Source organism: Nocardioides hankookensis (genome assembly GCF_042658885.1).
GTDB lineage: Bacteria > Actinomycetota > Actinomycetes > Propionibacteriales > Nocardioidaceae > Nocardioides > Nocardioides hankookensis.
Genome location: NZ_JBHSRJ010000009.1, coordinates 806439 through 832121, shown reverse-complemented (window position 1 = coordinate 832121; position 25683 = coordinate 806439). Strand labels below are relative to the sequence as shown.

Annotated in this window: 29 protein-coding genes and 1 pseudogene; 18 read left to right on the top strand and 12 right to left on the bottom strand. The window is 71.5% G+C overall.

The window, feature by feature from the left end:
- From ACFPYL_RS23645 to ACFPYL_RS23620, 6 genes and pseudogenes are all read left to right on the top strand, one after another.
- Positions 1–459, top strand: coding sequence for a TspO/MBR family protein (locus tag ACFPYL_RS23645; protein WP_379160503.1), 459 nt, complete (start codon positions 1–3; stop codon positions 457–459).
- A gap of 307 nt (positions 460–766) precedes the next feature.
- The gene (locus ACFPYL_RS23640) at positions 767–1540 is read left to right on the top strand and encodes an SDR family NAD(P)-dependent oxidoreductase (RefSeq protein WP_379160500.1); all 774 of its coding nucleotides are present in this window, start codon (positions 767–769) and stop codon (positions 1538–1540) included.
- Positions 1541–1542: 2 nt separating this feature from the next.
- Positions 1543–2397: pseudogene (locus ACFPYL_RS23635) on the top strand (helix-turn-helix transcriptional regulator).
- A gap of 97 nt (positions 2398–2494) precedes the next feature.
- Positions 2495–3430 (top strand): NERD domain-containing protein, encoded by a 936-nt coding sequence (locus ACFPYL_RS23630; RefSeq protein WP_379160497.1) that lies wholly within the window; start codon positions 2495–2497, stop codon positions 3428–3430.
- A 100-nt stretch (positions 3431–3530) separates the two neighbouring features.
- Complete coding sequence (locus tag ACFPYL_RS23625) at positions 3531–5084, top strand: alkaline phosphatase D family protein (protein WP_379160494.1); 1554 nt, start codon at positions 3531–3533, stop codon at positions 5082–5084.
- 63 nt (positions 5085–5147) lie between these two features.
- A complete protein-coding gene (locus ACFPYL_RS23620; RefSeq protein WP_379160491.1) occupies positions 5148–6302 on the top strand; it encodes a fatty acid desaturase family protein in 1155 nt (384 codons plus the stop codon).
- Here ACFPYL_RS23620 and ACFPYL_RS23615 read toward each other — a convergent pair.
- Genes ACFPYL_RS23615 through ACFPYL_RS23605 form a run of 3 tightly spaced genes read right to left on the bottom strand, consistent with a single transcriptional unit; the run spans position 6286 to position 8744 of the window.
- Entirely contained in the window at positions 6286–7401 is a 1116-nt protein-coding gene (locus tag ACFPYL_RS23615) for an NAD(P)/FAD-dependent oxidoreductase (protein WP_379160489.1), read from the bottom strand. The two genes, ACFPYL_RS23620 and ACFPYL_RS23615, sit on opposite strands and share 17 nt — an antisense overlap.
- Complete coding sequence (locus ACFPYL_RS23610; RefSeq protein ID WP_379160486.1) at positions 7398–8273, bottom strand: DUF1295 domain-containing protein; 876 nt, start codon at positions 8271–8273, stop codon at positions 7398–7400. The genes ACFPYL_RS23615 and ACFPYL_RS23610 overlap by 4 nt, the downstream gene beginning before the upstream one ends.
- Positions 8274–8327: 54 nt before the next feature.
- Complete coding sequence (locus ACFPYL_RS23605) at positions 8328–8744, bottom strand: ATP-binding protein (RefSeq protein WP_379160483.1); 417 nt, start codon at positions 8742–8744, stop codon at positions 8328–8330.
- A 165-nt stretch (positions 8745–8909) separates the two neighbouring features.
- Here ACFPYL_RS23605 and ACFPYL_RS23600 point away from each other — a divergent pair, with 165 nt between their 5' ends.
- Together ACFPYL_RS23600 and ACFPYL_RS23595 are read left to right on the top strand one after the other, a co-directional pair.
- Complete coding sequence (locus ACFPYL_RS23600) at positions 8910–9221, top strand: DUF4333 domain-containing protein (RefSeq protein ID WP_379160480.1); 312 nt, start codon at positions 8910–8912, stop codon at positions 9219–9221.
- A complete protein-coding gene (locus ACFPYL_RS23595) occupies positions 9218–9748 on the top strand; it encodes a hypothetical protein (protein WP_379160477.1) in 531 nt (176 codons plus the stop codon). The genes ACFPYL_RS23600 and ACFPYL_RS23595 overlap by 4 nt, the downstream gene beginning before the upstream one ends.
- Here the strand turns inward: ACFPYL_RS23595 and ACFPYL_RS23590 are convergent.
- Genes ACFPYL_RS23590 through ACFPYL_RS23580 form a run of 3 tightly spaced genes read right to left on the bottom strand, consistent with a single transcriptional unit; the run spans position 9745 to position 11938 of the window.
- A complete protein-coding gene (locus ACFPYL_RS23590; RefSeq protein WP_379160474.1) occupies positions 9745–10257 on the bottom strand; it encodes a hypothetical protein in 513 nt (170 codons plus the stop codon). The genes ACFPYL_RS23595 and ACFPYL_RS23590 overlap by 4 nt on opposite strands.
- Complete coding sequence (locus tag ACFPYL_RS23585) at positions 10254–11591, bottom strand: putative T7SS-secreted protein (protein WP_379160471.1); 1338 nt, start codon at positions 11589–11591, stop codon at positions 10254–10256. The genes ACFPYL_RS23590 and ACFPYL_RS23585 overlap by 4 nt, the downstream gene beginning before the upstream one ends.
- Positions 11588–11938, bottom strand: coding sequence for a type VII secretion target (locus tag ACFPYL_RS23580; RefSeq protein ID WP_379160468.1), 351 nt, complete (start codon positions 11936–11938; stop codon positions 11588–11590). Before ACFPYL_RS23580 ends, ACFPYL_RS23585 begins: the two co-directional genes overlap by 4 nt.
- A 109-nt stretch (positions 11939–12047) precedes the next feature.
- On the opposite strand from ACFPYL_RS23580, the gene ACFPYL_RS23575 reads away from it, so the two are divergent.
- Complete coding sequence (locus ACFPYL_RS23575; protein ID WP_379160465.1) at positions 12048–13016, top strand: bile acid:sodium symporter family protein; 969 nt, start codon at positions 12048–12050, stop codon at positions 13014–13016.
- On the opposite strand, the gene ACFPYL_RS23570 is transcribed toward ACFPYL_RS23575, so the two are convergent.
- Complete coding sequence (locus tag ACFPYL_RS23570; protein WP_379160463.1) at positions 12976–13455, bottom strand: MarR family winged helix-turn-helix transcriptional regulator; 480 nt, start codon at positions 13453–13455, stop codon at positions 12976–12978. The genes ACFPYL_RS23575 and ACFPYL_RS23570 overlap by 41 nt on opposite strands.
- Before the next feature lie 4 nt (positions 13456–13459).
- Positions 13460–13885, bottom strand: a complete 426-nt coding sequence (locus ACFPYL_RS23565; RefSeq protein ID WP_379160460.1) for a DoxX family protein — start codon at positions 13883–13885, stop codon at positions 13460–13462.
- A 188-nt stretch (positions 13886–14073) separates the two neighbouring features.
- Between ACFPYL_RS23565 and ACFPYL_RS23560 the strand changes: the two genes are divergently transcribed.
- The gene (locus ACFPYL_RS23560; RefSeq protein ID WP_379160457.1) at positions 14074–16380 is read left to right on the top strand and encodes an immune inhibitor A domain-containing protein; all 2307 of its coding nucleotides are present in this window, start codon (positions 14074–14076) and stop codon (positions 16378–16380) included.
- 76 nt (positions 16381–16456) lie between these two features.
- Positions 16457–18109: an alpha/beta hydrolase gene (locus ACFPYL_RS23555; RefSeq protein WP_379160454.1), complete on the top strand. Its 1653-nt coding sequence runs from the start codon at positions 16457–16459 to the stop codon at positions 18107–18109.
- Here the strand turns inward: ACFPYL_RS23555 and ACFPYL_RS23550 are convergent.
- Positions 18099–19550: an MFS transporter gene (locus ACFPYL_RS23550; protein WP_379160452.1), complete on the bottom strand. Its 1452-nt coding sequence runs from the start codon at positions 19548–19550 to the stop codon at positions 18099–18101. The two genes, ACFPYL_RS23555 and ACFPYL_RS23550, sit on opposite strands and share 11 nt — an antisense overlap.
- 90 nt (positions 19551–19640) lie before the next feature.
- On the opposite strand from ACFPYL_RS23550, the gene rlmC reads away from it, so the two are divergent.
- Both rlmC and ACFPYL_RS23540 read left to right on the top strand, forming a co-directional pair.
- Entirely contained in the window at positions 19641–20768 is a 1128-nt protein-coding gene (gene rlmC, locus ACFPYL_RS23545; RefSeq protein WP_379160449.1) for a 23S rRNA (uracil(747)-C(5))-methyltransferase RlmC, read from the top strand.
- The gene (locus ACFPYL_RS23540) at positions 20765–21136 is read left to right on the top strand and encodes a TraR/DksA family transcriptional regulator (protein ID WP_379160446.1); all 372 of its coding nucleotides are present in this window, start codon (positions 20765–20767) and stop codon (positions 21134–21136) included. The genes rlmC and ACFPYL_RS23540 overlap by 4 nt, the downstream gene beginning before the upstream one ends.
- Here the strand turns inward: ACFPYL_RS23540 and ACFPYL_RS23535 are convergent.
- Together ACFPYL_RS23535 and ACFPYL_RS23530 are read right to left on the bottom strand one after the other, a co-directional pair.
- Positions 21090–21437 (bottom strand): TfoX/Sxy family protein, encoded by a 348-nt coding sequence (locus tag ACFPYL_RS23535; RefSeq protein ID WP_379160443.1) that lies wholly within the window; start codon positions 21435–21437, stop codon positions 21090–21092. The two genes, ACFPYL_RS23540 and ACFPYL_RS23535, sit on opposite strands and share 47 nt — an antisense overlap.
- Positions 21438–21470: 33 nt before the next feature.
- Positions 21471–22151: a DUF6461 domain-containing protein gene (locus ACFPYL_RS23530; protein WP_379160440.1), complete on the bottom strand. Its 681-nt coding sequence runs from the start codon at positions 22149–22151 to the stop codon at positions 21471–21473.
- A gap of 86 nt (positions 22152–22237) precedes the next feature.
- Between ACFPYL_RS23530 and ACFPYL_RS23525 the strand changes: the two genes are divergently transcribed.
- From ACFPYL_RS23525 to ACFPYL_RS23505, 5 genes are all read left to right on the top strand, one after another.
- On the top strand, positions 22238–23074 hold the full coding sequence (locus ACFPYL_RS23525; RefSeq protein ID WP_379160437.1) for a methyltransferase domain-containing protein: 837 nt from the start codon (positions 22238–22240) through the stop codon (positions 23072–23074).
- Between the two features lie 64 nt (positions 23075–23138).
- On the top strand, positions 23139–23642 hold the full coding sequence (locus ACFPYL_RS23520) for a SigE family RNA polymerase sigma factor (protein WP_379160434.1): 504 nt from the start codon (positions 23139–23141) through the stop codon (positions 23640–23642).
- Positions 23639–24187: a hypothetical protein gene (locus ACFPYL_RS23515; protein WP_379160431.1), complete on the top strand. Its 549-nt coding sequence runs from the start codon at positions 23639–23641 to the stop codon at positions 24185–24187. Before ACFPYL_RS23520 ends, ACFPYL_RS23515 begins: the two co-directional genes overlap by 4 nt.
- A gap of 7 nt (positions 24188–24194) precedes the next feature.
- A complete protein-coding gene (locus ACFPYL_RS23510; protein ID WP_379160428.1) occupies positions 24195–24398 on the top strand; it encodes a hypothetical protein in 204 nt (67 codons plus the stop codon).
- Positions 24376–25365 carry an aldo/keto reductase gene (locus ACFPYL_RS23505; protein ID WP_379160425.1) on the top strand — a complete coding sequence of 330 codons (990 nt, stop codon included), beginning with the start codon at positions 24376–24378 and terminating at the stop codon, positions 25363–25365. The genes ACFPYL_RS23510 and ACFPYL_RS23505 overlap by 23 nt, the downstream gene beginning before the upstream one ends.
- A gap of 15 nt (positions 25366–25380) precedes the next feature.
- Here ACFPYL_RS23505 and ACFPYL_RS23500 read toward each other — a convergent pair whose 3' ends face one another.
- The gene (locus ACFPYL_RS23500) at positions 25381–25545 is read right to left on the bottom strand and encodes a hypothetical protein (RefSeq protein WP_379160422.1); all 165 of its coding nucleotides are present in this window, start codon (positions 25543–25545) and stop codon (positions 25381–25383) included.
- Positions 25546–25683 lie beyond the last annotated feature (138 nt).

Genomic DNA, 25683 nt, shown 5'->3' with positions numbered 1-25683 from the left:
GTGCGCCGCAGGCTCCTGGCCGGCGCCCTCACCGCAGCCGCGGCGGGCGTCGGCTTCCTCGGCACCAGGCCCGACAGCGACTGGTACCGCGCGCTCGACAAGCCGGCCTGGCAGCCGCCCAACGTGGCGTTCCCCCTCGTCTGGACGCCGCTCTACGGGCTGATCGGCTGGGGGACCGGGCGCGCGCTGGAGAAGGCGGCACCGGACGACCGCCGGCTGCTCGCGCTCACCACGGCGGACCTGGCGGCCAACGCCGGCTGGTGCTGGGTGTTCTTCGCGAAGCAGTCGCCGGCGACCGGGCTCGGCGTGATCCTCGCCCTCGACGTCCTCAACATCGCGCTGCTCCGGGAGGCCGCGAAGCACGACACCGCCGCGACGCTCGCCCTGAAGCCGTACGTCGTGTGGTCCGGCTTCGCGACCGCGCTGAACGCCTCGATCTGGTGGCGCAACCGGCGCTAGTGCGTCTCGCACCTCAGCCGGCGCGGGCTGCGCTTCGCGGCCGGGAACCTCCGCGGGCGTTTGCACGCACGTGCGTTCAAAGCGGATGGTCGTCCTGGCAGGAGTGGACCGGACTGCCGGGCGGCAGCCTCGTCCCGAGGTCGCGTACCCGGCGTAGCTGCCCTGTCGGCGGCCGACCCGATGTCTCCCGCAGGGCAAGGGAGGAGTGTCGGTATCGAGGCGCGGGCGTCAGGGCTTGTCCAGGGACTCCTGCTCCCTGGACAACCACGGCCTTCATCCGCCGCCCGGACGCGGGCACCGTGGAGGCATGGACACACAGACGAACCAGAAGATCGCGATCGTGACCGGCGGCAACCGCGGGCTCGGCCGCAGCGAGGTGCTCGCGCTGGCGAGGAGCGGCGTGGACGTGCTGCTGACCTACCGCAGCAACGCCGACGAGGCGACCGCGGTGGTCGGCGAGGTCGAGGCCCTCGGGCGCCGGGGCGTCGCGCTGCGGCTGGACACGACGGAGACCGGGACGTTCGCGGCGTTCGCCGACGACGTACGGCGTGAGCTCGCGGACCGCTGGGGCCGGGAGACGTTCGACGTCCTGGTCAACAACGCCGGCGCCGTGGTGAACACCCCGGTCGGCGAGACCACCCTCGAGCAGGTGCAGCCGATGGTCGACGTGCACTTCGTCGGGCCGGTGCTGCTGACCGAGGCGCTGCTGCCGCTGGTCGCCGACGGCGGACGGATCGTCAACACCTCGACCGGGCTGGCCCGCTTCACCGGCGACCCGTCGTACTCGGTCTACGCGTCGATGAAGGGCGCGATCGAGGTCTACACGCGCTACCTCGCCAAGGCGCTCGGCCCGCGCCGGATCGCCGTCAACGCGATCGCTCCGGGCGCGACCGGGACCGACTTCGGTGGTGGCTACCTGCGCGACAGCGACCAGGTGCGCGACCACCTCTCCGGCCTGATCGCGATGGGTCGGGTCGGAGAGCCCGACGACATCGGGGCCGCGGTCGCCGCTCTCGCCTCCGACGGGATGGCCTGGGTGACCGGCCAGCGGATCGAGGCCTCCGGCGGCATGAACCTGTGAGGATGGTCGGCATGGACCGCGCGCAGCTCGCCGACTTCCTCCGCACGCGTCGCGAGGCGCTGCAGCCGGAGGACGTCGGGCTGCCGCGCGGTCCGCGCCGGCGCGCGGGCGGACTGCGCCGCGAGGAGGTCGCCGCGCTCAGCGAGATGTCGGTGGACTACTACACGCGCATCGAGCAGGAGCGCAGCACCAACCTGTCGGAGCAGATGCTGGCCGCGCTCGCCCGCGGGCTGCGGCTGTCGCTCGACGAGCGCGACCACCTCTTCCGGCTCGGCGGCCACCCGGTGCCCACGCGCGCGCTGCGGACCGACCACGTCGACGCCGGCATCATGCGCATCCTCGACCGGCTCGCGGACACCCCCGCGATGGTTGTCAACGGGCTCGGGGAGACCCTGCTCCAGACGGCGCCGGCCGTCGCGCTGGTCGGTGACGAGACGTCGTACGACGGCCTGCGCCGCTACGTCGTCTACCGGTAGTTCACGGACCCCGACGCCCGGCGGATCTACCCCGACGACGACCACGACTTCCACGGCCGCGCGTTCACCGCCGACCTGCGTGCGGCGTACACCCGCGACGGCGGGGCAGGCTCGCCGGCCGCCGCGATCGTCGACGCGCTGCTCGCGGAGAGCGAGGAGTTCACCCGGGTCTGGGCCGAGCACGAGGTCGGCATCAAGCACACCAAGGTCAAGCGCTTCCGGCACTCGGAGGTCGGCGACCTGGAGCTGCACTGCCAGAGCCTGTACGACGTCGATCAGTCGCAGGCGCTGCTCGTCTTCACGGCGGTGCCCGGAACCGAGAGCCACGAGAAGCTGGCGTTGCTGACCGTGCTCGGCACCCAGCGCCTCGCCGGGGGCTGAGACGGGTGCGTGTCGGCCATTCGGCCATTTCTGGGCCAGAGGCGTAGCACGGAGCGGAGCGCGCGCCCTAGCGTCCGAACCGACCGGGGAGGTCGCCATGCCGGACGCGGAGACTCACGAGGCGACGGCGCGCGCCCTGCTGGCGCTGTCGTCGGAGTGGACCGTGCTCGACGACGTGGTCTGGCCGGGTCGCAAGCCCGCGGACATCGACCAGGTCGTGGTCGGCCCGGGCGGTGTCTTCGTGATCGTCGCCGGTCGCACCGGGAGGTCGGCCGTCGCGGCCGCCCGGACCGCGGCCAGTGTGTTGGAGCGCGGCGCCCACCTCCGCCGGCGCACCGTGCACCCCGTGCTCTGCTCGACCGAGCCGCACCCCGACGGCCTGGGCGACGACGTCCTCCTCTGCGCGCCGGACACCATCGTCGCGACGCTGCTGGCGCAGCCGCGCGCCCTGGAGCGCGACGAGCTCCACTCGGCCAGCACGACCGTCACCACCCAGGTGCGGCGTCATCGGCGGCTCCGCCGCAGCCTGACCGGCGGCGGCAGCCGGCGCGACCGGAGCACCGGGTCGACCGGGCGCCTCGCGATCTTCCTGCTCGTCGTCGCGGCCACGGTCGCCGCCTCGCCCTGGGCCGCGGCCCGGCTCGATGCCGCCCGGGCCGGCGACCCGCCGCCGGTGCCGAGGCTGGGGGAGACGGTCCGGCTGGCCGGCACGGCCGGCCGGTCGCCCGTCGAGATGACGGCCGAGGAGGTCGAGGCCCCCGGTCGGGCGTACGTCGTCCGCCTCACCGTGCGCAACGACGGCGGCCGTCCGTTCGCGATGGGAGCCCTCGAGGTGGGTCTCACCCTCGACGACCTGCAACCGGCCGACGCGATCGGCCGGCCCCGCGCCGAGCTCGCGGGCGCCGAGCTCCAGCCCGGCAAGGAGCGCGCCCTGACCTACCGGTTCACGGTCCCGGCGGACCGGCGCCCGCAGGTGGTCGTGGTCGTCGTCGGCGATCGGCGCGCGGACCGGGCGAGCTGGCAGGTCTCGTAGGCGCGTTGCGAGCACGTGCTGCCTGGCCGTGGCCAGAGGTACGACGAGTGATCACCGGGACGTCACCCGGCTGCTGCCTGGCGGGAGCAGCGTGGCGCGCATGACTTCTCTCGGGCAGCACCTCCATCGACGTACCCTCTTCCGCGCCGGAGCCCTGGGCGCCGGCGCCGCCGTCGCCCCCGTGGCGGCCGGTCGGGCGGCCGGCCTCGTGTCCCGCCGGCTCGAGCTCCCGTACGGCGTGCAGAGCGGTGACGTGACCTCGCGTGACGCCGTGCTCTGGGCGCGGTCCTCGGGTCCCGGCCGCCTGATCGCCGAGATCGGCAGCGGCCGGCACCGGTCCCGGGTCCGCGGCCCGTGGGCCGACGCCGACAGCGACTTCACCGCCAAGATCGCCCTCGACCACCTCTCGCCCGGACGCGAGTACGCCGTCCGCCTGTCCTTCGAGGACGAGCGCGGTCGGCGCGGCGAGCACCAGGTGGTCCGCTTCGCGACCGCCTCCGACCGCCGGGTGGGGACCAGCTTCGTGTGGACCGGCGACAGCTGCGGGCAGGGCTGGGGGATCAACCCCGAGCTCGGCGGCCTGGTCGGTTACCGCCGGATGCTCGAGACCCGTCCGGACTTCTTCCTGCACTCCGGCGACACCATCTACGCCGACGGCCCGATCACGGAGACCGTCACCGAGCCCGACGGCCAGGTGTGGCGCAACGTCGTCGCCGAGGGCGTCGGGAAGGTCGCGGAGTCGCTGGACGAGTACCGCGGCCGGCACCGCTACACGCGCCTCGACGACAACGTCCGGGCGATGGCCGCCGAGGTGCCGACCCTGGCGCAGTGGGACGACCACGAGACGCACAACAACTGGTACCCCGGCCAGATCCTCGCCGACGACCGCTACACCGAGCGGCGCGTCGACGTGCTCGCCGTACGTGCCCGCCGGGCCTGGCAGGAGTACCAGCCGATCGCCGACCCGCGTGCGCACCGCCGCGGCGACGGCTTCGCGCCGGCCCGGATCTACCGCAAGGTCGAGCGCGGTCGCCACCTCGACGTCTTCTGCCTCGACATGCGGACCTACAAGGACCCCAACACCTCCGGCCTGGAGACCGAGCGCACCCACATCCTGGGCGCCGAGCAGACCGACTGGCTGATCCGGGAGGTACGCCGTTCGACCGCGACCTGGAAGGTGATCGCCGCCGACCTGCCGCTCGGCCTTGTCGTCCCCGACGGCGCGGTCAACCAGGAGAGCCTCTCCAACCGCGACCCGGGCGCGCCGCTGGGCAAGGAGCTGGAGATCGCCGCCGTCCTGTCGGCGTTCAAGCGGCACGGCGTGCGCAACGTCGTCTGGATGACCGCCGACGTGCACTACTGCGCGGCCCACCACTACGACCCGTCACGGGCGGCGTTCACCGACTTCGACCCGTTCTGGGAGTTCGTCGCCGGGCCGATCGCAGCGGGCACGTTCGGGCCCAACGAGCTGGACGCGACGTTCGGTCCCGAGGTGGTCTTCAGCAAGTACGCCGCCACCGCGAACGAGTCGCCGCGGACCGGCAACCAGTTCTTCGGGCACGCCGACATCGCGGACGACGGGCGGCTGACGGTCAGCCTGCGGGACCTCACGGGGACGGTTCTCCACAGCCAGGACCTGGAGCCGGATGCGTAGCCGGTCTATCCGGAGACATCCGCAACTTAGGTAGCCCTTGCCAGGGGGAGCACACTGAGGGGCATGACGGCCACGCTCGAGCGCCCGACGACCACCCCCGGAGGACTCAGCCTGGACGAGGTCGAGCGCCTGGGAGCGGAGCTCGACGCGATCCGCCAGGACGTCCTCGACAGTCGCGGGGCCCGCGACGCGGCGTACATCCGACGCCTCGTGCGGGCCCAGCGCATCATCGAGCTGGGCAGTCGCGCGGTGCTGATGCGCAGCCGCAGCAAGAGCATGTGGGTGCTGGGCACAGCCGGGCTGTCGCTGGCCAAGATCCTCGACAACATGGAGATCGGCCACAACGTCCTGCACGGCCAGTGGGACTGGATGCACGACCCGAAGATCCACTCGTCGACGTGGGAGTGGGACCACGTCTCGCCGGCCGCGCAGTGGAAGAAGGCCCACAACGAGACCCACCACACCTACACGAACATCATCGGCCAGGACAACGACCTCGGCTACGGCATCATGCGCGTGGACGAGGAGCAGGAGTGGAAACGCCGCTACCTCGTGCAGCCCGCCTGGAACTTCGTCACTGCCTGCATCTTCGAGTACGGCATCGCGATGTTCGACCTCGACCTCGGAGACCACATCCGCGACAAGCGGAACATGTCGCCCGAGAAGAGGGCCGAGGTGCGGCTGACGCTCGCGAAGGCGCGCCGCCAGCTCGGCAAGGACTTCGTCGTCTACCCGGCGCTCTCCGGGCCGGCGTGGCGCTCGACGTTCGCCGCCAACGCGACGGCCAACCTGGTGCGCAACCTGTGGAGCCACTCGGTGATCATGTGCGGCCACTTCCCCGAGGGCGTGTCGACCTTCGAGCAGCCGGAGCTGGACGAGCAGGAGACCAAGGGGGAGTGGTACGTCCGCCAGATGCTCGGCTCGGCCAACATCTCCGGGTCCCGGCTGCTGCACCTGATGACGGGCAACCTCTCCCACCAGATCGAGCACCACATCTACCCGGACCTGCCGAGCAACCGCTACTACGAGATCGCGCCGAAGGTGCGGGCGGTCTTCGACCGGTTCGGCCTCGACTACAACGCCCGACCGCTGGTCAAGCAGGTCGGGAGCGCCTGGCACAAGGTGGTCCGGCTGTCGCTGCCCAACGGCTGGCTCGCCGAGACCAACCGCCGCAACCTGGTGCCGCAGCTGCGGCAGCTGGTCAGGCGTCCCGCCTGACGCCGCCGTAGATCCCGCGGCGGACGATCCAGGGCTGGAGCACGGTCTCGATCGACCAGGCGGGGAAGCGGAAGGCCTGGCCGGAGGGGGCGAAGACCTCGAGGCCGTTCGGCTGGAAGCCGAGCACCGAGCCCCACCGGCGTCGGGGCGCCTTGAACTCGTCGAGCGGCTTGCCGGCGAGGTGGGCGCGGATGTTCTTCGCGAGCAGCTTGTCGGCCCGGTTGCGCGCGGTCGACCGCAACGGGTCGGTGGCGGCGACGTCGCCGATCGCGAACACACCGTCCTGGCCCTCGACCCGGAGGTCGGGCGAGACCCGGACGAACCCGTCGTCGTCGAGGACGGAGTCCGGCAGCCACCCGGTGTTGGGCCGGACCCGCCCGATGGCCCACACGGTCGCGTCCGCGGGCGACGCGGGCTGGCCGGTGCTCCACTCGACAGGCTCGTCGGTGATCCGGTCGCAGTCGAAGCCGGGGGGTACGACGGCGCGGTGGCCGGGGTGCAGCCGCACCCCTCGCTCCGTGAGGCGCGCCTCGACCTTCTGCCACACCTTCCCGTGGTGCTGGGGGAGCGCGCGCTCGCCGGGGAAGTAGAGGTCGACCTGCTTGTCGGGCCAGGTGCCGGCGAGGTTGGCTGCGGTGTTGACGGCCGCGGCGCCGCCGCCGACGACGTTGATCGACCGGGCGGCCGCGAGGCGTTCGTGGGCCGACCGGATCCCGGCCTCCACCTCGGCGGCGGACTGGAGCTCGGGCCGGCGCCAGAAGCCGTTGGTGACGCCGGTCGAGATGACGAGGACGTCGTACGACTCGGTGGTCGCCGTGCCGTCGGGCAGCAGGACGGCGACGGACCGGGCCTCGAGGTCCAGCCCGGTGAGCGTGCCGTGGACCGTGCGCGCGCCGGCCAGGCGGCGGTAGCGGTCGAAGCCGACGTGGTAGTCGCGGGCCCATGCGTCCGGCCGGGCCAGGCGGGTCCCGAGCTCCTGCCCGCTGACCAGGGCGGGCTTGGTCGAGATGCCGACGACGTCGAGCCTCGGCGCGAGGTGGATCGCGGTGAGCAGGCCGCTGTCGCCGAGGCCGGCGACGACGAGGCGAGGACGACTCATGCGTGGCGGGGTGGGCGCGGGAGGAGCTTCGGGACCCGGTCGATGACGTCCTGGTACGTCGGGCGGCGCTCGAGGCTGCGCTGCTCCATCATCGGGATGCTCGCGCCGAGGAAGAGCGCCACCATGGCGATCGCACCGATGAAGAGCCACCACCAGTCGGAGGGTGACGTCGCGAGGCCGAAGAGTGCGAGGGAGAACCAGAAGCCGATCTCGCCGAGGTAGTTGGGGTGCCGCGACCAGGCCCAGAGTCCCTGGTCCATGACCTGGCCGGGCTGCTTGGTCCGGGCGAAGCGGTACATCTGCAGGTCGGCGGTGAACGACAGCAGGACCGCACCGAGGCCGACGACCACGGCCACCACGTCGAGCCAGTCCACGTCGCGACCCGTGCGGGTGAGGGCGACGTACGCCGGCACCATGCCGAGGAAGACCTGGAGCGTCGGGATCAGGTGGATCGCGAACAGGTCGACCACCGGCTCCATGCCGCCCTTGCCCTCCTTCAGCATCGGGTAGCGCCAGTCCTCGTGGGGGAAGCCGGGGAAGGCGTAGATCCAGTTGCCGGTGAGCCGCACCGCCCAGACCACGATCACGCCGATCACCAGCCACGAGCGCACGTCGTTGACGTCGGGGGTGCTCTCGCTCCACCAGTAGACCGCCAGCAGCGGCGGCAGCACGCTCCACCAGGCGTCGTAGAAGCTCGAGTTGTGGTGCGCGCGGCTGAAGCCGAAGATCACCAGCGTGGCGAGCACGTCGGCGACCAGGCCGTCCAGCCACAGGTGGCCCGTGTCGGGCCCGAGGTAGAGCCACGCGGCGCCGACCGCGACGGCGACGACGTACGCCAGGAGGACACGCGTCAGGGACGCCGCTTTGCTCACCCGGCAGACGGTACTAGAACAAGTTCTTGTTTTGGCCCACTCGGGCGGACGGGTTCAGGCGAGGTCGAGCTCGCACCAGACGGTCTTGCCGTCCTGGCGCGGCTGCACCCCCCAGCGCGACGCGAGAGCGTCGATGAGCAGGAGGCCGCGACCGCGCTCGTCGAGGTCGCTGACGCCGGTGTTCGGTCGGGGTACGACGGTGCTCGAGTCGGTCACCTCGAGGCGGATCACGTCGTCCTGGACCGCCGCGTCCAGCTGGGCGTCGCCCCGGCCGTGCTCGACGGCGTTGGTGACGAGCTCGGTGGCCAGCAGCACGGCGGTGTCGCTGGCGTCGCGGTCGATCCGCGCCGACTCGAAGAGCTGGCGGAGAGCGCGCCGGGCCAGCGAGCCCGTCTGTGCGGACTGCGCCAACGCCAGTCGCGTGGCCATCCGCGCCGACGGCCCCGACATCGGGCCCCCGCTGGTGTTCATGATCCCCCTCGTTTCCGGACTCCGGCTGGTCACGGTCACAGTTGGTCTGCCCGTTACGGCAGCCCGGAAACGGTTGACGAGCGAACAATCCTGGTTTGTGCGGGAACTCACCCGGGGGCGCTCTCGCGAGGTTTGACGGCTGCCAGCGGGTGCCATCATCTGGGCGTGAAGAACTCTCGGCTCCTCTCACCCGTGGTCCTGGTCGTCGCGATGTTCGCCCTCGCGAGCTGCGGCGACTCGACGCCGACCGTCAAGCAGTCCGACGTCGAGAAGGAGGTCTCGAGCCAGCTGGAGCAGCAGGTCGGCCAGGCCCCGGACGACATCTCGTGCCCCGGCGACCTCGAGGGCAAGGTCGGCACGGAGATGAAGTGCACCCTGACGGCCGGCGAGGACGAGCTCGGCGTCTCGGTCAAGGTCACCTCGGTCGACGGCGACAACGTGAAGTTCGACATCCAGGTCGACCAGGAGCCTTCGTGAGCGCTGCGGCGTACGAGTTCCAGCGCGCGGTCGAGGAGGCCACCGCCGGCACGCCGTACGTCGTCCGCGGGACCGACGACGGCTTCGACGTCACGCTCGACATCGTCGACGCCCAGTGGTTCGGGATCCTCAACAAGGCCGGGCTCCAGAAGGTCTACACGCACCACGTCTCGGTGCCGGAGGCCGGCGTCTACACGGTGACCGACGAGTCGCAGACGATCGAGTGGGTCGCCGGGGTGCCGCGCACCTCCGGCTCCGCCGAGCGCACCTACGGGCGCGTCAAGGAGTTCGGTGTGCAGAAGGTCTGGGCCTTCGACGAGCACGGCCGGTTCGGCGTGCAGGCGGAGTACCGGTTCAACTCCGAGGAGGGTCGCGACCTGATCACCGGCGTCGCCGGCCAGCTCGGCCTGAAGTCCCAGCGTGGCGGGGCGGAGAAGACCGGCCTCGTCTTCGCGGTGATCGGTGGCGTGGGCGCCCTGGTGACCGCGGTCGTGCTCATCGTCGCGGCCCTGATGGGCAAGTTCTAGCCGGCAGTGCCGTCGGCGGCAGCCACGACCTCGACCGACGCCATGAACTGCTGGAACTCCGGCACCATCTCGTCGAACTGCTTGAACGTGCAGGTGAGCGTGTAGGTCACGACCACCCGCTTCTGCGGGTCGTGGACGTCGACGATGCCCTGCACCACCTGGGCCTGGCGCAGGTCCAGGGTGCGGCCGTCGTAGACCGCCATGGCGCCGAGCGCCTGGGTGATGGCGGGGGCGTGGTCGGAGTCGATCTCGCGGCGCTTCACCAGCTCGACCTCGGTGGCGCCCTGGCCGCGCAGGACCGCCAGCGACTCGTCGGCGATCTGCTCCAGCGTCGCGTCGTCGGTGCGCCAGTCGCCCGCGATCGACAGCGTCGGGGTGAAGTCACCCTCGGCACCCCGGCGTACGGCGAGGAAGGCGGCGTTCTCGACGCCGAGGGACTCGGGGGTGACCGGCTCCCAGTGGTCGCCCGGCAGGTCGAAGCGCACGGGGATGGGCAGCGTGCTGGTCATGAGAGGAAGTCTCCGATCCCGCCGATGATGTCGCCACCGGTGTCGATGATCTCGCCCGGGTCGATGGTGATGTGGCCGCCGATCTTGCCGCCGAGACCCAGCGCGGCGCCACCGGAGCCGCCGATCTCGAACTTGCCGTCCTTGAACCCGAAGTCGACGTCGCCGCCGATCCCGACCCCGGCCCAGCCCTCGGCCTCGACCTCGCCGCCGACGCCGCCGACCTCTGCCTGCGCGGAGCCCTCGGCCTTGGCGCCGGCGAAGAGCTCGCCGTTGGCGTGCGCCCCGGTCGGGCCGACCAGTACCTCGCCCTCGCCGCTGGCCCCGACGAACACCTCGCCGTCGGCGCCGACCGAGGCGTGCTCCCACTCGGCGCCGACCGAGCCCTCGGCGCCGACGAGCACGAGCTTGCCGTCCGCGCCGATGACCAGGCCGTCGTCGCCGATGTGGGCGGTCGCCGAGCCCTCGGCCCCGAGCACGGTGACGGAGCCGTCGGCGGTGACCTTCGCGCCGCCCCAGTAGTCCTCCCAGGAGCCCTCGGCCCCCCAGACGTGGGCGTCGCCCTCGACCTTGCCGAGGTTGATCTTGAACGGGCTCTCGGACGCGCCGTTGTCGTACTTGCCGTCCTTGCCCTTGGTCGGGTCCTTGCCGAAGGTGTCCTTCCAGTCGCCCCAGTCGATGCTGGGGCCCTCGACGGAGCCGTCGGCGGAGAAGGGCGTCGTCTTGCCCTCGGTCTTGGAGCCCTCGAGGCCGCCGAGCTCCTTGACGCAGGTCGCGCCGGCGCTGTCGAGCGCGGTGCGGGCGTCCTCGAGGATCTTCTCGGCCTCGTCGCGCAGCGCCTGGCCGGGGTCGACGAACGGTCCGGGCTTGCCGGGCCCGATCGACGGGGTGACCGGGCCGCCGCCGTACGACGGCACGCAGACCTGGCGGTTGACGTAGCTGTTGTAGGCGTCGACCGAGGCGTTGTAGTCCGACACCGCCTGCTTGGTCGCGTCCTCACCCTGCTGCCACTTGGCGATCGCGTCGGCGGCCTTGCTCTGGGCCGTCGTCAGCGCTCCTGCGTAGGTCGACAGCGACGTGGAGGCCTGGTCGAGCAGGTCGGCGTACGCCGACCACTTGTCCTGCTCGGCCGAGCGCGCCGCGGCGTACGCCGCCTCGCCGTACCCGCCGCTCCAGCCGGGGATCGAGATCCCGTCGATGTCGTCGGCGAGCCCGGAGATGCGGGTCGACTCGGACGACAGGCGGGTGGCGTTGGCCCGGACCTGGCCGGGCTCGCCCTTGATCAGGGCCTTCGGGTCGGTGGTGGTGCCGAGCGCGGCGCCGTCGGGCAGCGTCACGGCGTGCCCGCCGGCGGCGTGGTGGAGAACGGCGTCGAGAAGGGCGTCGAGAACGGACTGGAGAAGGACGGCGTGAAGCTGCTCGCGACGTCCTGGTCGGTCGACTCGTAGTAGTGCGCCGACGCCTCCAGGCTGTCGGCGAGGCCGGTGGCGCCGTCGTGCAGCGCGGTGGTGGCCTTGTCGCACTGGTCGGCGACCGCCTTGACCCAGGCCGCGAGCTCGACGTGCCCGAACGATGTCGGGTCGAGGTGGGTGATCTCCACCGCGTCGGTGCCCAGGCTGTCGGCGACGGCGGTGTAGTCACCGGCGGCGGCCTGCAGCTCACTGACGAGTACGTCGTACGTCATGTCTCTCCCCCGAGATGGTGTGCGCGTGCACCTACCCGCTCGCCGTCCGCTGAAACCGGGACGGCGGAAGTGGCCGCGGACAGATGATTAACCGTGGTTAAGTGTCGCCATGACGGCGTACCTGACCGTGCTCGCCACGGACATCGACCAGCTGGACCTGAAGCTCGCCGACGGCTTCCAGCTGGCCGTGAAGGCGATCGTCGCGCTCTTCCTCTTCGGCATCGCGCTGGACACCAAGATCGGCGACTTCCGCGACGTCGCGCGCCGGCCGTGGGTGATCGTCGCCGGCCTGGTCGCGCAGTACGCCGTGATGCCGGGCCTGACCGTGCTGCTGACGCTGGCGCTCGACGTGCGGGGCTCGGTCGCGATCGGCATGATCCTGGTGGTCTGCTGCCCGGCCGGCAACCTGTCCAACATCCTCACCCACCGGGCGCGGGGCGACGTGGCGCTGTCGGTGTCGCTGACCGCGGTCTCGACGATCGTCGCGGTGGTCGTCACGCCGGTCGCGCTGGCGTTCTGGTGCGGGCTCAACCCGGCGGCGGACGACCTGCTGCGCGACGTGCACATCGACCCGTGGGACATGGTGGCCGAGGCGGTCTTCCTGATCGCGGTCCCGTTCGCGCTCGGCCTCCTGATCGCGTGGCAGCGGCCGTCGGTGTCGGCGCGGGCCCGCACGATCGTCGAGCCGGCCGCGCTGACGCTGCTGCTGCTCATCGTCGTCGGGGGCCTGGCCGGCCAGTTCGGCACGTTCCTCGACTACATCGGCGTGGTCGCGGTCGCCATCGTGCTCCAGAACGCACTGTCCCTGCTGGTCGGCTACGGGACCGCCCGGGCGACCGGGCTGCCGGAGTCGGGTCGACGTGCGATGACGCTGGAGCTGGGGCTCCGCAACACCGGCCTCGCTCTCGTGCTGGCGCTGAGCTTCTTCGACGAGCTCGGCGGGGTGGCGTTCGTGGCGGCGATGTGGGGGCTGTGGGACGTCATCACCGGCCTGAGCCTCTCCACCTGGTGGCGGCGCCGGCCGCCGGCCGACCGGGTCAGTGCGGCGCCGTCGACCGACGCAGCACCTGCGGGATGACCTCGGTGGCCTGACCGGCGAGCGCCTCCAGTCCACGTCGTACGGCGGCGGCGTCGTCGGCACCGACCGCGTCGACGAGCTCCCGCTCGACGGAGGCGTGGAAGGCCCGGGCCGCGGCGAGCGCTGCGTGGCCGCGCTCGGTCGCCCGGACGGTGCGGACCCGGCGGTCGTCGGGGGCGGGGGTACGCTCGACGTAGCCGTCGCGCACCATCGCGTCGATCACCTTGAGCGCGGCCGGGCTGGACATCTCGAGCCGGTCGGCGAGCTCGCGCAGGCTGAGCGCCTCGTCGTCGAGCACCCGGAGCACGAAGCCGGTGCGGGTCGTGAAGCCGACGTAGCCCGCCTCCACCATGTGCCCGTGCTGGCGGTCGAAGAAGGTGCCGTGCGCGACGGCGAGCAGCACGCCGAAGTCGACCTGGTCAGCTGCGGGGTCCGCCACAGGGTCAGCGTAGGGCGCGGCGGTCCCGCCAGGCGCCGGTCGCCCAGAGCGCCCACAGCACCAGCACGGGCTGGAAGAAGAGCCGGACGAAGCGCTTCTGGTCGGTGTCGAGACCGAAGGCGTCGGTGCCCTCGACGTACTGGGCGATGTTGCCCGGGAAGATCGCGACGAAGAACGCCGCGACGAGGAGGCCGACCCCGACCCGGCCGCGCGCGAACCCGATGAGCGCGGCGCCCAGGCTGATCTCGACGAACCCCGAGACGAGGACGACCGGGTCGTCGTCGACGGGGAACCAGTCGGGGACCTGCGCCTCGAACTCCTGGCGCGCGAAGGTCAGGTGGCTGACCCCTGCGAAGACCAGGATCGCGCCGAGCAGGACCCGGGCCAGCGAGCGCGGACGGGAGGTCGGTGGCGCGTCCAGGAGGCTCATGTCTACAACCGTAGTGGACCGGTCGCCGGGCCGGGCGCTGTCGACTTCCGCAGTTCTTCGCACCGCAGAATGTTGCAGCGAGGGGGCCTTTACACGAGAGGAATCGTCGTGATGAGGTGCCAAACGTGGACATCGGGGTCCACACGGCGTCCACTCGGGGACGCTGCCAACCTCTCGGAGGAAATACGTTGAAGCGACGCATCTCGGGCGTCCTTGCTGCGGCCGCGAGCCTTTCGCTCGCGGCCGTCGTCATGCCCGGTCAGGCCACGGCGACCCCGTCGGCCGACTCGGTCCCAGGCGCCCAGCAGCCAGGTCACCACAAGAAGGACGACCGCAACGACCCGCGCGAGACCAAGCGCCGGGAGCTCAAGCAGAAGGGTGTCGACCTCGTCGCCACCGGCAAGCGCGACGTGCAGACCCGTGGCGGGTCGAAGGCCGTCAAGGTCGGCGACAACCAGTGGGTCGAGTACGGCACCCAGGAGACGGCCCAGCTGCTCACCTTCCTGGTCGGCTTCGGCAACACCGTCGACCCGCGCTTCCCGACCGCGCCTGCCGGCCCCTCGGCCGGTCAGATCCCGCAGCCGGGACCTGACGACAACAGCACGTACTGGAAGCCGACCTTCGACCGCCAGCACTACCTCGACATGTTCTTCAACGGCATGCCCGAGCAGGACGGCGAGTCGTTCAAGGGCATCTACAAGGAGATGTCCAGCGGTCGCTTCGACCTCGAGGGCGACGTCAGCAACTGGGTGACGGTCCCCAACAACGAGGCCAGCTACGGCCAGACCGAGTCCAACCAGGACATGACGCGCTTCATCACCGACAGCGCGACCGCCTGGTACAACGCCCAGAAGGCGGCCGGCAAGAGCGACGCCGAGATCAAGGCCTACCTCAAGTCCTTCGACATCTGGGACCGCTTCGACTACGACAACGACGGCAACTTCAACGAGCCCGACGGCTACATCGACCACTTCCAGGCGATCCACGCCGGTGAGGGCGAGGAGGCCGGCGCTCCGGAGTGGGCGATCTGGTCGCACCGGTGGTCGGTCAACCCCAACGCCAACACCGGCCCGGTCGGAGGCGCCAAGAAGGGCGGCATCCAGATCGCCAACACCGGCATCTGGATCCGCGACTACACGACCGAGCCCGAGAACGGCGGCCTGGGCGTCTTCGCCCACGAGTTCGGCCACGACCTCGGTCTGCCGGACTACTACGACACCTCCGGCGGCGAGAACGGCACCGGCTTCTGGAACCTGATGAGCTCCGGCTCCTGGATGAGCGACCCGGGCAACGCGATCGGCACCACCCCCAACCACATGGGTGCGACCGAGAAGCTGTTCCTGGGCTGGCTCGACTACGCCCAGGTGGCCGCCGGCCGTCGTGCCGAGGTCAAGATGGGCCCGTCGTACCACGCGACCAAGAACGCCCAGGCCGTGCTGGTGAACCTGCCCCCGGGGCAGGAGAAGATCGACATGGGTGACGCGGCGTCGGGGTCGAAGTACTTCTACTCCGGCCAGGGCGACGACCGCAACGCGACCGTGACGAGCCCGAGCTTCACCGTCCCCGCGGGCGGCCAGCTCACCGCGAAGGTCAACTACAACATCGAGACCGACTGGGACTACGCGTACGCCGAGGTCTCGACCAATGGTGGCACCAGCTTCACCCCGGTGCACACCAACCTGTCGACCAACACCGACCCCAACAACCAGAACGACGGCGAGGGCATCACCGGTGACAGCGGCGACGCCTGGGTCGACCTGACCGCCGACCTGTCGGCGTACTCCGGCCAGGCCGTGAAGCTGCGGTTCCGGATGTTCAACGACGCCGCGTTCCACGAGTTCGGCTTCAAGGTCGACGACATCGCGGTCGGCTCGGCGCTGACGACCGGTGTCGAGGACGACGCGCCCACCTGGACCAAGGACGGGTTCGTCGTGGTCACGAACGGCAGCTACACCGTGCCGTACGAGCACTACTACCTGGCCGAGAACCGGCAGTACGCCGGCTACGACAGCACCCTCAAGAAGGGCCCGTACAACTTCGGCTGGCTCGTCACGAAGCCCGACAAGGTCGAGCACTTCCCGTACCAGAACGGCCTGCTGGTCTGGTACGCGAACTCGCTCTACTCCGACAACAACACCAGCCAGCACCCGGGCGGCGGCGAGGCCCTGCCCGTCGACGCCCACGGCGACGCGCTGACCTGGAGTGACGGCACCGTCGCCCGCAACCGCATCCAGTCGTACGACGCGACGTTCGGTCTCGAGAAGACCCCGGCGCTGAGCCTGCACCGGGAGGTCGCCACGTCCGGCGGCACCCAGCGCACGACGCTGGTGCAGAAGGCGCAGGCGCCGAAGAAGGTGTTCGACGACACCGATCCCTACGCGTACTACGACGAGGACAACCCCCTCGGCAGCGTGATCGTCGGTGGCACGGGCACCACCATCCGGGTGCTCTCCACCAACGACAAGAAGGGGATCATGACGATCCGGGTCAACTGATCGTCCCGCTCCAACGCTCCACCGGGGCCCGACGCGACCGCGTCGGGCCCCGGCCACGTCTCGGGAAGGAACCTCGATGAGGAAGCTGACCAGCGCGCTCGCCGCCGTTGCCCTCGTGGGCCTCGGTCTGAGCGCCGGCGGTGCCACGGCTGCACCGCAGCACCACCCGAAGGGCCACCACGCGAAGGCGCACCACGCGAAGGGCCATCACCACGGCACGCCTGCCTACACCCCGCCGCCGATCCAGTGGGGCGACTGCCCGACCGCCAGCCTGCGCAACGCCGGCGCCACCTGCGGGATGCTCACCGTCCCGCTCGACTACGCCAGGCCGGGCGGGCAGAAGATCCAGCTGGCGGTCTCGAAGATCGCCCACAAGACCTCTGATGCTGCCGCCCAGGGCCCGATGCTCGTCAACCCCGGCGGCCCCGGCGGCTCCGGCCTCGGGCTCGCCCGGCTCGGCGCGGCCGTGCCGAACGGCGGCGGCGACCCCTACGACTGGATCGGCTTCGACCCGCGCGGAGTCGGCCGGAGCGTGCCGTCGCTCAGCTGCGACCCCGACTACTTCGCGCCCGGTCGCCCGGCGTACGTCCCGGACCACCGCGGCGTGCGCGAGTACTGGTGGGCCAAGTCGACGTCGTACGCCGACGACTGTGCGGCCGCGGGCGGCGCGCTGCTGCGGCACACCCACACCACCGACTGGGTCCGCGACATGGACACGATCCGCAAGGCGCTGGGGGCCTCGAAGATCAACTTCTACGGCTTCTCCTACGGCACCTACCTCGCCCAGGTCTACGCGACCACCTACCCCGAGCGGGTGCGCCGGTTCGTGCTCGACGGCGTGGTCAACCCGACGGACGTCTGGTACGACGCGAACCTCGAGCAGGAGAAGCAGTTCGACAAGAACATCGACACGTTCTTCGACTGGATCGCCGACAACGACGCGGCGTACGGCCTCGGCACCGACGGAGAGGCCGTGCGCGACGTCTACTACGACACGCTCGACCAGCTGACGGCGCACCCGGAGCCCGACTTCGGCGCCGCGGACTGGAACGACGTGTTCGTGGGTGCCGCCTACTACGTCTACGACTGGGACTCCGTCGCCCACGTGCTGGTGGCGGCCGCCGACGGCGACCTCGGACCGGCGAAGGACTACTACGGCGACCCGACCGGGGCCGGCTCGGACAACACCTACGCCAACTACCTCGCCGTGCAGTGCTCCGACGCACCCTGGCCGTCGAAGTGGAAGACGTGGGAGAGGGACGCCTGGCGGATCGACTCCTACGCACCCTTCCTGGCCTGGAACAACACCTGGTACAACACGCCGTGCCTGGACTGGGCGGCGCCGTCGGCGCGGCCGGTGGACGTGACCGGCAAGCACGCCCCGTCGATGCTGCTGATCTCGGAGACCGAGGACGCGGCGACGCCGTACGCCGGAGCGCTGGAGGTGCGCAAGCGGTTCCCGCGCTCCGTCCTGATCGAGGGCGTGGGCGGGACGACGCACGCCGGGTCGCTCTCGGGCGTGGCCTGCACCGACGACCGGATCGCCGACTACCTGCTGACCGGCGCGCTGCCGGACCGGGTGCGCGGCAACCGCTCCGACGTGCAGTGCGAGCCGGTGCCGCCGCCGGACGCGACGGCACCCGCCGCCGCGGCGCGCAGGTCCGTCACCGGTCAGGACCGGTTGGGCACGCTCCGTGACCTGATCACGGACGCACAGCTCAAGCGGTAGTCGTCGCCACCGCGTCGTGCTCGGCCTCCGCCTGGGGGCCGGGCACGACGTGCGTCGCGGCCTTGACGACCGGCACCAGCACGGAGACCACGGCAGCGGCCGTCGAGGTGATCGCGAGCAGCAGGAAGCCGTGGGTGTAGCCGGACTCGGTCGGCACGCCGATCGGGAGCAGGTTGCTGGTGACGACCGTGGCGATGACCGCCGACCCGATGGCGCCGCCGACGGTGCGGATGTTGGTGTTCATGCCGCTGGCGACGCCGGTCTGGCTCTGCGGAACCGCCGCGACGACCAGGTTGGACATCGCGGCGAACGCGAGGCCGAAGGCGAGGCCGAGGATCGAGGTCTCGATGATCACCATCCAGAGCTCGCTGTGCGCGAACGCCATCCCGAAGGTGCCGACAGCGGTCAGGGTGGCGCCCACGACGAGCAGGGCCTTGGAGCCGAAGCGGGCGGCGAGCCGGCCCGCCGCGATGCCGCCGATGAAGGTCGCGACCGTCTGCGGCAGCAGCAGCAGACCGGATTCGCTCACGCTGACACCGAAGCCGTAGCCCGCCACCTCGGGGGTCTGGAGGAACTGCGGCACGAAGGCGAACATCGCGTACATGCCCATGCCGAAGAGCAGGGCGACCAGGTTGACGGTCCAGACGGTGGGGATCCGCATCATCTGCATGTCGATCAGCGGCTCCTTGCTGCGGGCCTCGGCGATCACCCAGACGGGCAGCATGACTGCGGCGATCACGAACAGCCCGATGACCTTGCCCGACGTCCAGCCCCAGTGGTGGCCCTGGCTGACGCCGACCAGCAGGGCGACCAGCCAGGTCGACATGAGGAACGCCGTGGCGACGTTGATCCGGCCCGGCGTGCGCTCCGGGGACTCGGGGACCCAGACGGCCGCGGCGATCGCTGCGACGACGGTCATCGCCATCGGGATCCAGAACAGCCAGTGGTAGCTGAGTGCGTCGACCAGGGGGCCGGCGATCACGAGGCCGACGCCGCCGCCGACGGCGAGCAGCGCGGCCGCCATGCCGATCGCCGAGGCGACCTTCTCGCGGGGGAACTCGTCGCGGATGATGCCGAAGGTCAGCGGCAGCACGCCGCCGCCGATGCCCTGGATGACCCGCGCGGCGATCAGCACGCCGATCGTGCCGGCGACCGCAGCCAGCAGCGAGCCGACGGCGAGCGCGCCGAGCGCGACGACGAGCATCCGCTCCTTACCGACCTTGTCGCCGACCCGGCCGATGATCGGGGTGAAGATCGAGGCGGACACGAGGTAGGCCGTCAGCACCCACGTGACGGTCGCCTGGTCGGTGTGGAGCGCGGCCTGGATGGTCGGCAGCACCGGGTTGACCATCGACTGGAGCAAGGAGAAGGACGCGACACCGACGCACAGCACCAGGAAGGTGAGGCGGTAGTCGGTACGGCGTTCGAGGGCGGACGTCATGCCGTAGGCAACCCCACGCCGGACTGGTTGATTCCGACAACCGTCGACGGATCGGTGTGACCTGGCTCGCGGTCGTAGCCTGGGCGGGCCATGACCGCGACCCTCTGCCACCACTTCGACGCCGGTCGGTGCCGCTCGTGCAGCTGGCTGGGTCTGCCGTACGACGCGCAGCTGGACGACAAGCAGCGCCAGGTCGCGGCGCTCGTGGGCACGGACCTGGCCTGGGAAGCGCCGGTCGCGAGCGCCCAGCTGGGCTTCCGCAACAAGGCCAAGATGGTCGTGACGGGGACGGTCGACGAGCCGACGCTGGGGATCCTCGACGCGGCGGGCAGCGGGGTCGACCTGCGGGACTGCCCGCTGCACACCCCGGGCATCCGGGCGGCCCTCCCGCTGCTGGCCGACTTCGTGCGCACGGCCGCGCTCACGCCGTACGACGTGCCGGCGCGACGCGGCGAGCTCAAGCACCTGCTGGTGACGGAGTCGCCGGACGGCGGGCTGATGGTGCGCTTCGTGCTGCGCTCGCAGGAGCCGGGCGCCCGGATCCGCAAGCACCTGCCGGCGTTGCAGGCGGCGCTGCCCGCGATGGTCGTCGCGTCGGTCAACCTCCAGCCGGAGCACAAGGCGGTGCTCGAGGGCGAGCGCGAGATCGTGCTGACCGAGCAGGAGACGCTGCTGATGCGGGTCGCCGGTCTCGACCTGCACCTGCGGCCGCAGAGCTTCTTCCAGACGAACACCGTGATGGCCGCCGAGCTGTACGAGCGGGCCCGCGCCTGGACCGGTGACCTGGCGGCGGCGTCGATCTGGGACCTCTACTGCGGCGTCGGCGGCTTCGCACTGTCGCTGGCGCGGCCGGGCGTCGCCGTGACCGGCATCGAGGTCAGTCGCGAGGCGGTGGCGAGCGCGTCGCTGACCGCGGCCGAGCTAGGTCTGTCGGACGTGCGCTTCGAGGCCGGCGACGCGACGGCGTACGCCGTCCGGGCCGCGGCGCCGCCCGACCTGGTGGTGGTGAACCCGCCGCGCCGGGGGATCGGGCCGGAGCTGAGCGGCTGGCTCGAGTCCTCGGGCGTCGAGCACGTCCTCTACTCCAGCTGCAACGCCACGACGCTGGCCGCCGACCTGGCGGCGATGCCGTCACTGCGACCGGTGCGCGGGCAGCTGCTCGACATGTTCCCCAACACGGGTCACTACGAGGTGCTGACGCTGCTGGAGCGCCGGTGACCGCCCAGGAACGGCTGGAGCAGGAGCGCCGACGCACCGAGCGACGGCTGGTCGACCTCCGGGGCGACTACCGCGGCTTCGTGGAGGCGTCGAAGGACACGAACGCCGACGACGAGCACGACCCGGAGGGCGCGACGATCGCGTTCGAGCGCTCGCAGGCGGGCGCCCTGGTGCACCAGGCCGAGGAGCAGCTGCGCGAGGTCGACGCGGCGCTGGAGCGGGTCGCGCAGGGCACGTACGGCGTGTGTGCGGTCTGCGGCGAGGAGATCCCTCCCGGCCGGCTGGAGGTGCGGCCGACGGCGACGACCTGCGTCGGGTGCGCTACGTCGGGCCCGGCTGCTTCGGGGGCAGCGACGCGGCGTGGCTGAGGCCGATCTGCGCCCACCGATCGATGTCGGCCGGCGTCGCGAGGCCGGGCGGATCGATCCGTAGCCAGCCGGCCATCGTGCGCTCCCGCATCACGAACTCGTCCGTGTGCGGCTCGGCGAGCAGCTCCTCGGTGCGCTCGGGCGGCACCCGGAGCAGCAGCCCGCCCGTGCTGCTGGCCGCGACGGCCATGTTGCCGTGCACGAGGAAGGCCAGGCCGCCGAACATCTTCTTCTCGCTGATGCCCGGCAGGCCGGTCGTGATCTCGCGGAGCTCGTCGGCCAGCGCCTCGTCGTACGCCATGGACCGAGTGTGCCCTCGGTGTCGGGGTTGCGGCTACGGGCCGGTGCCGCGGAAGACGTACGTCGGATGGTCGAGGTCGAACCATTCCTCGCTGATGTGGATGCGCGACACCCGCTCCATGAACGCCCACGCCGTGGCCCAGATGTTCTGGTGGCGGGCGCCCCAGTCGAGGCCCTCCTCTTCGGGGAGAGCGCCGTTGCGGGGAGGTCGGAACCCGGCGTCGAACCAGCGAACGATCGTTCCCCGGCGAGCGACCGTGAGGTAGGTGTCCAGCTCGACCGTGGTGGTGAAGTGGACGGCGAGGCCGCCACGGGAGAGCTTCTTGATCGTCTTGTCGGACTGCCCCCAGTACGGGACGTAGACGATGACGGCCGGCCCGCGCCGGGCCACCTGGGCCACGGCCGGTGCCGTGTAGAACCGGTCGTCGGTGTGGTCGTCCACCCACGACTCCGCCTCCGACGGTGTGAGGTCGGTCAGCCGACGCTTCACGGTGCCCAACCGGTGCCGCACCTGGCCGGCCGTCAGGCCGCGGATCACGAGGAGGTCGTAGTCGACCTCCGGGGTGTAGTCGTTGAGCCAGGCGTACGCCGACGGCATGACCGTCTTCGAACCGTGCCAGTCGTCCGGAGGTGCCGGAGCCGCGCTGGCCGACGACGCCGCGAGCGCGGACAGCACGAGAACGAGGGTGATGAGGCCCGAGGCACGGAGACGCACGACTGGATGCTCGCATGCACCCCACCTCGGCGTTCACCGAATCGCTGGCGCCGACAGCGGGGGAGGAGGAACCTCGAAGGATGAGCATGGGCGAGGTGAGCGGCACGTCCTTCACGCTCGGGACCGCGTTCCGTCCCGGGACCGTCGACGCGGACGCCGTGCACGCCATGGTGAGCGTGCTCGACGCCCAGGACGCAGCCCCGTCGATCGAGCGGCTGCGAGCCTGGGCGCTGGCCGCGGCCGACGTACGGCGCGGGGACAGCTGCGTCGACGTCGGGAGCGGGACCGGCACGATGACGCGGCGGCTCGCCCGGGTGGCCGGTCCGGACGGGCGGGTGCTCGGCATCGAGCCCAACGGGATGCTGCGCCGGGTCGCGGAGGAGCGCTGTGCGGCGGCCGGCATCGAGGTGGAGTTCTGCCAGGGGCTCGCGACCGAGCTGCCGCTGCCCGACGCGAGCGTCGACGTCGTGTGGTGCGAGCGGGTCCTCCAGCACGTGCCCGACGCGCAGGCCGCGGTCACCGAGATCGCCCGGGTGCTGCGGCCCGGGGGCCGGGCCCTGCTGCTCGACTCCGACCACGCGTCGCGGGTCGAGTCCGACATCGACCCGGCGGTCAGCCGAGCGATGCTCGACGCGTTCATGTCCCAGATCGCGAACCCGATGGCCGCGCGTCACCTGCCGCGGCAGGCGCTCACGGCGGGGCTCGAGGTCGACCCCGACGTCGGCTCGTCGGCGCTGGTCTACCCCCAGGACGTGCTGATGGGCTCGCACATGTCGCGGCTCGCCGCCGAGCAGGCCGTCGCCGACGGGACTCTCGCCCGCGAGCAGGCCGAGGAGGCGCTCCGCAGCCAGGCCGCGGCGGCCGAGGCCGGCTGGGCGTTCTCGGCGATCACCGTCTTCGGGTTCGTCTGCCGCAAACCCTGACCGGGAGAGGCAACCGATGGCGGGGTCCAGCCGGTTCTAGTCTCTGACACCCAGAGGAGGACGTGTGGCAGAGCCGGTCGGGTTCCGGGACTTCGTCGAGGCACGCTCGGCGTCGTTGCTGCGTACGGCGTGGATGCTCACCGGCGAGACCGCCGCCGCCGAGGACCTGCTGCAGACCGCCCTGGCCCGCACCTGGCCGCACTGGGCCAAGGTCGGCGCCGGCCGGCCGGACGCCTACGTGCGCACGGTCATGGTCCGCACCCATGCCAGCTGGCGGTCGCGGCGGTGGCACGGCGAGCTCCCGACCGACGACGTCGTCACCCTGGCCGGCTCCGGGGACGACGAGCACGCCAGGGTCGAGGAGCGGGTGGTGCTGGCGTCGGCCCTGGCCACCCTCCCGGTCCGTCAGCGCCAGGCCGTGGTGCTGCGCTACTTCGACGACCTCTCCGTGGAGGACGTCGCCGAGATCATGAACAGCTCGACGGGCACCGTGAAGAGCCAGAGCGCCAAGGGACTGGCGAAGCTGCGCGACGCCCTGGGCCACCTGGAGGAGGTCGAACGCCGATGAACCCGAGCGCCGACCCGGTCGTCGACCGGCTCCGTTCCCTCCCACCCGACCTGCCCGACCGCGGCGATCGGTTCGAGCAGGTGCGCGCCAGGGTCACGCGGCGTCGTCGTCGCCGGATCGCCGTCGCGGCCGGGACGGGCGTCGTGCTCGTCGCCGCGGCCGGCGCCCTCCTGCGACCCACCGGCGACGGCACGTTCGGCGGTCGAGGGGTGGACCCGGTCGCACCCTCGGCGACCTCCGAGCCGGCCCGGACCGTCGATCCGGTCCACACCGGCACCGGCGCCCAGACCATCGACCTGGGACCGCGCCCGGACGGGATGCACGCGGTGACCACCTCGGTCGCCTGCTTCACGCCCGGCCGGATCCGCTGGCCCGACGGCTCGGCCCTCTACTGCTACGACGATGACGTGAGCTCCCCGGACGAGCCGCGCACCATCGGGTGGTACGACATGGCGCTGGCTCCCGGCCAGGACACGCTGAGGATCCGGGCCACCCCGGGCATGCGGTGGCAGATGACGACCGGCTACGTCCGCGAGGCGAGGTGAGCGCGGGGTGAGCCCGAGGTATCTGGGTGCGGACGGGCCGCTCCTCGGGGACATGCAGACCACCACGGACCGGCGTCGTGCCTGGCGCACCCTGTCGCTCGCCGAGAAGCAGCACCGGCTGGCCGGGCTGCGGCAGCGTCAGCAGCAGCAGGTCGCTCGCGACGTGCGGGTGCTGACAGACTTGGCGCATGGAGCAACGACGCCTCGGTAGGACTGACCACGACGTCTCGGTGATCGGGCTCGGCACCTGGCAGCTCGGCGCGGACTGGGGTGATGTCTCCGAGGGGGACGCCCTCGCGGTGCTCGAGGCCTCGGTCGAGGCCGGCGTGACGTTCTTCGACACCGCCGACGTGTACGGCGACGGGCGCAGCGAGCAGGTCATCGGGACGTTCCTCAAGGAGCACGACGGCATCACGGTCGCCACCAAGATGGGCCGCCGGATGGACCAGGTGCCCCAGAACTACTCGCTCGACAACTTCCGCGCGTGGACCGACCGGTCGCGGCGCAACCTCGGCGTCGACACCCTCGACCTGGTGCAGCTGCACTGCCCGCCGAGCGCGACCGTCGACGCGGACGCGACGTACGACGCCCTCGACACGCTGGTGGAGGAGGGCGCGATCGCGGCGTACGGGCTCAGCGTCGAGACCTGCGACCAGGCGCTGTCGGCGATCGCGCGACCGCACGTCGCGTCGATCCAGATCATCCTCAACGCGTTCCGGCTCAAGCCGCTCGACGCGGTGCTGCCGGCGGCGCAGGAGGCCGGGGTCGCGATCATCGCGCGGGTGCCGCTGGCCTCCGGCCTGCTGTCGGGGAAGTACGACGAGCGCACCACCTTCGCCGCCGACGACCACCGCACCTACAACCGCGACGGCAGCGCGTTCGACGTGGGGGAGACCTTCTCGGGGGTGGACTACGCGACCGGGGTGCAGGCGGCTCGCGAGTTCGTGGAGCTCATCGACGAGGTCGGTCCGACCGGGCTCAGCCCGGCCGAGGTGGCGCTCGCGTGGGCCTGGCAGCAGCCGGGCGTCACCACGGTGATCCCGGGTGCCCGCAACGCCGGCCAGGCGCGGGCCAACGCCGCCTCCGGCGACGCCGACCCGCTGCCCAAGCCGCTGTTCAAGGGCGTCCGCCGCATCTACGACGAGCACTTCCGGGCAGCGGTCCACGGCCGCTGGTAGGCGTCAGACCAGGGATCAGGCCAGCTGCTTGCGGAGCCGCGCGTGCCGCTGGAACCGGCGCTGACGGCGACGCAGGCCGCTGCGTGCGCTGCGCACCGCGCCGTACTGGTCGACGTCGAGGGCGGCGAGCATCAGGGCGGTGGTCGGGTCGGCGATCGAGATCGAGGCGATCATCGTCATCACTTCCTGGGTAGGTCTGGGATCAGTGGTCCCAAGGTGCTCGTCTGAGGAACCCCGTCACATCGGGCGTACGGCGTAGATCGCGTCGGCGTACGTCGTCCCAGGTACCTCAGACCGTCTGAGGGGGTTGAGGCATAT